4 protein-coding genes are annotated in these 4,158 nt (G+C 43.3%); 3 read left to right on the forward strand and 1 reads right to left on the reverse strand.

All coding sequences use genetic code 11. The annotated features are described in order from the left end of the window. Positions 1-33: 33 nt before the first annotated feature. Both B9T16_RS26435 and B9T16_RS26440 read left to right on the forward strand, forming a co-directional pair. Complete coding sequence (locus B9T16_RS26435; RefSeq protein WP_410246152.1) at positions 34-1,143, forward strand: S-(hydroxymethyl)glutathione dehydrogenase/class III alcohol dehydrogenase; 1,110 nt, start codon at positions 34-36, stop codon at positions 1,141-1,143. A gap of 149 nt (positions 1,144-1,292) precedes the next feature. Then, a complete protein-coding gene (locus B9T16_RS26440; protein WP_410246153.1) occupies positions 1,293-2,504 on the forward strand; it encodes a DUF790 family protein in 1,212 nt (403 codons plus the stop codon). 51 nt (positions 2,505-2,555) lie between these two features. On the opposite strand, the gene B9T16_RS26445 is transcribed toward B9T16_RS26440, so the two are convergent. Next, positions 2,556-2,939 carry a sugar ABC transporter ATP-binding protein gene (locus B9T16_RS26445; RefSeq protein ID WP_410246154.1) on the reverse strand — a complete coding sequence of 128 codons (384 nt, stop codon included), beginning with the start codon at positions 2,937-2,939 and terminating at the stop codon, positions 2,556-2,558. Positions 2,940-4,034: 1,095 nt separating this feature from the next. Between B9T16_RS26445 and B9T16_RS26450 the strand changes: the two genes are divergently transcribed. Beyond that, a partial coding sequence (locus B9T16_RS26450) for an IS630 transposase-related protein (RefSeq protein WP_410246155.1) occupies positions 4,035-4,158 on the forward strand: 124 nt, incomplete at its 3' end.

Below are 4,158 nucleotides of genomic sequence, written 5' to 3' on the forward strand. Positions count from 1 at the left end.
ATCTAAATAATCAAATAAACTCAGAGGTATACTATGGAAGTTAAAGCCGCCGTTGCTTGGTCAGCCGGAAAACCCCTCAGCCTAGAAACCGTCCACCTGGAAGGTCCAAAAGCTGGGGAAGTGTTAGTGGAAATTAAAGCCACAGGAATTTGTCATACTGATGCTTATACATTATCTGGTGCTGACCCAGAGGGATTATTTCCAGCTATTTTAGGACACGAAGGGGCGGGAATTGTAGTAGAAGTAGGACCAGATGTAAAAAGTCTTAAACCGGGTGATCATGTCATCCCTTTATATACTCCAGAATGTCGTCAGTGCGAGTATTGTCTTAGCATGAAAACCAACCTTTGTCAAGCCATTAGAGGAACCCAAGGAAAGGGATTAATGCCTGATGGTAGTAGCCGTTTTTCCAAAGATGGGAAAATGATTCATCATTATATGGGAACTTCGACTTTTTCTAACTATACGGTTTTGCCAGAAATTGCGGTAGCTAAAATTAGGGAAGATGCACCTTTTGATAAGGTTTGTTATATCGGTTGTGGGGTGACAACGGGTATCGGTGCGGTGATTAATACGGCGAAAGTTGAACCGGGTTCTAAGGTGGTAGTGTTTGGTTTAGGGGGGATTGGATTAAATGTAATTCAAGGGGCGAAAATGGTTGGATGTGATATGATTGTCGGGGTTGATATGAACCCGCAAAAGCGAGAAATTGCCGAAAAATTTGGGATGACTCATTTTGTGAATCCTCAAGAAATTGAGGGTGATTTGGTGGCTTATTTGGTGGATTTAACTAAGGGTGGCGCTGACTATAGTTTTGAGTGTATTGGTAATGTTAAAGTTATGCGTCAGGCTTTAGAATGCTGTCATAAAGGTTGGGGGGTGAGTGTTATTATCGGGGTAGCATCAGCCGGACAGGAAATTAGTACCCGTCCCTTTCAGTTGGTGACAGGAAGGGTTTGGAAAGGGTCGGCTTTTGGCGGCGCAAGGGGTCGGACTGATGTGCCGAAAATTGTTGATTGGTATATGGAGGGTAAGATTAATATTGATGATTTAATTACTCATGTTTTGCCTTTTGAACAGATTAACGAAGGGTTTGATTTGATGCGCCGAGGAGAGTCTATTCGTAGTGTGGTAATGTTTTAATATGAGGCTAAATTAATGACAATTTGGAAATAATCCAAGCCTACGCATCGATCGCATTTCTCTAGTCCATGGGAATGAGGCAACCGCCTCACCCATAGAAAAGCGATCGCCAAAACTGATAATGATTTTACGATTAACTTTACCTTGATATGTTACCCACTGATTTACTCAGCTATCGACAAAATGGAGAAACAATTATCCCCCTGAGATTACCAATTAACCAGGTAAATTTAGCGATCGCCTCCGAAATCATAGAACAATTTACCAACTGCGTCAACCATAGTCAAGGCGAATTAAACCGCCAACTCCAAGACCTAGAAGGAGATAGCCCCAACTATCGCATCAAACGAGGATTAGCCCACTTACTTAGGAGTGGTTTTTGTACTTTTGAAATTATCAGCCCTCTCGACCCCGAAAAATTACGAGAAAGGGTATTCTCAGAAGCTGCTAAATCGATTCCTTCCCCCCATTCTACCGCCACCACTTTAGAGAAATTATCCCTTCACTTAACGGCGGAATTAAAACGGGAAGTTTTCCCCTCAGAAATTCAAGCGGGACTCTATGCAGACCTCCAAGAAAACCGGATTTTGACCCAGTTTGATACTCCCACGCCAGAAGCCTTAATTCACCGTTATAACTTGTCACAAGTACAGGGTATATTTTATCGTGCTAGTGAGATCAAAATCAACGCCTACCGTAACGACCCCGGAGAATATAAACTTTTGTTTCGGTACTTAAAATTATTTCAGTTAATGGCGTATATTGAAGGAGACGCAGACCATGGATTTACGATTACGGTAGACGGACCCACCAGCTTATTTAAAGCTAGTACACGCTATGGGTTAGCCTTAGCGAAAATGATACCAGCTTTACTCCATGTCACCAAATGGAGTCTACAGGCTACCCTACAACAGCGAGACCCTTATACGAAGGTAATTAAAACGGGTCGTTACACCCTCAATTCTGACTGTCAATTAGTTAGCCACTATCCCCCAGGTAAACCCTATGATAGCATGATTGAAGAGTCTTTTGCTGACCGTTGGAGTTCCCTAAAAACTGAGTGGCGACTAGAAAGGGAAGTCGATTTGATTCCCATTCCTGGTAGTGTGATGATTCCCGATTTTCGGTTAGTTCATCCTGATGGTAGAATGTTTCTGTTAGAAATAGTTGGTTATTGGCGATCGGAATATTTACGAAAGAAATTCTCTCAAGTGCGGCAGTCTGAATGCGACCACTTAATTTTAGCGATTTCCGAACGTTTAAACTTAGCTAAAGCGGGAGTTAAAATTAGTGAGATTCCGGCGCGAGTCGTTTGGTTTAAGGGCAAATTATCCCCGAAAGCAGTGTTAGAAGTCCTGTAGAGGCGGTTTTATATTTCTGTTTTTATATCATAAAACCGCCTTTAATTATTCCTAATAATCAACCATAAAGGTATTAATATGGCTGGAATTGGTGGGGTTAGATTGAGGTGGCGGTTCTGGATTATTGACAGGAAGATTATTTTGAGGTTTAGGGGAAGGTGGAACTGATAATTGAGTTACATCTTTTTCTAGTTCTCCTAGTTGGTCTTCAATCAATGCGAGTCGTTGTTCGATGATATGGCTCCGACTTTGTAAAACCTCCAATTCTTCGGTTAGGCGCTTTTTTTCAACCGCCAGTAGATATGAATTTCGGTAAAGATTAGCCTGAGACTTATGACGGGGAATGGCACTAAGTTTAGGTTGGATTTGGCGATGATATTTATATCTCATGGGTCTAAAATTTTGAGTGACAGGTAAGGTCGGACGAGAAGTCACCTTCTCGAACTCCTATTCAAAACCGTGCTTGATACTTTCGCATCACACGGCTCCTGATATGGATACCCTTTTTGTCAATAGGAACAGGGTTACGAACCCCTGCTTTCGTACTTCAACTTTTGGAGTTGTATGCACACGTAGTCTTTAAACTCGCTGCCATTAGGATCCTACTAATTGCAGTATCTATATCCATACCGCGACCTGTGGGCATATCCCAGCCATTACAGATGGGCATTGGCTTCTGGTCGCATCCTTCACCCTCCGAGACTTGCGCTTACACTTATCACTACTGCCTATGAGTAATATTGCTCACTTGTTTATAGGCAGAGTCTTGGAGGGGTTACAACGTTCCGATTATATGGGCATTCCATCGTTAGATTTGTCCTCAGAACCGGGGTACTTTTAAAGGTCTGTGTAGGTAGTCGGACGAACCCCCTACTTTTCCCCTTGCCCTTTTGAGCGCAGCGTGTCAACCTATTTCGCTGCTAGTGTATTACGATGGTTCAAGTCGGACATTCGGTCTTCCTAATCATAGATGGTTGGCAGTGGTCGSGTTATNGTGGGAACAGGTTTCCCTCACGCCTTCCGTTCCCCGCTTCAATCTGACGGGTTGTGAGTCCTGAAACTGGGGGTGGCTATCGCCTTTACTCTCAACTTCCTGCTGTACATAACACCAGCGTTCAGTCTTGACCTTGAGTTCCCTGCCTTGTTTGGATTCCTCCCAACGTCGGGACATATAAACAGTTATGGGGATGCTCAGAAACGAGATACGAGTTTCTTGTATTCAACCAAGGGGTTGAAGTCCCCACTAGGAGGTTGTTTCGAGCATCTCAGCCCTATTTCATTCCTAAACATCTCGCACACTCACTTATTTATTAGCAGAGCCAATGAGGGGTTTAAACGTTCCATCTATGCGGGCATTCCATCTTTAGATTTGTCCTATCCACCGGGGTACTTTTAAAGGTCTATGTAGGTAGTTATAACAGCCTCCTACTTTTCCCCTTGCCCTTTTGATCGCAGCGTATCAACCTATAGCACCAGACAGGAAAGTTAGGACGTATAATGGAGAGGACGAGATGACTAAGAAGACCAAAAATGCCAGCCCCCTATAGTTACGACCTCAGACAAAAAGTTATTGATGCAATTGAACTAGACGGTATGCCCAAAACAGAAGCCAGTCAAGTTTTCCATGTCAGCCGGAACACCATCAATCTATGGC

This window comes from Arthrospira sp. PCC 8006 (genome assembly GCF_046480465.1).
Classification (GTDB): Bacteria; Cyanobacteriota; Cyanobacteriia; order Cyanobacteriales; family Microcoleaceae; genus Limnospira; species Limnospira platensis.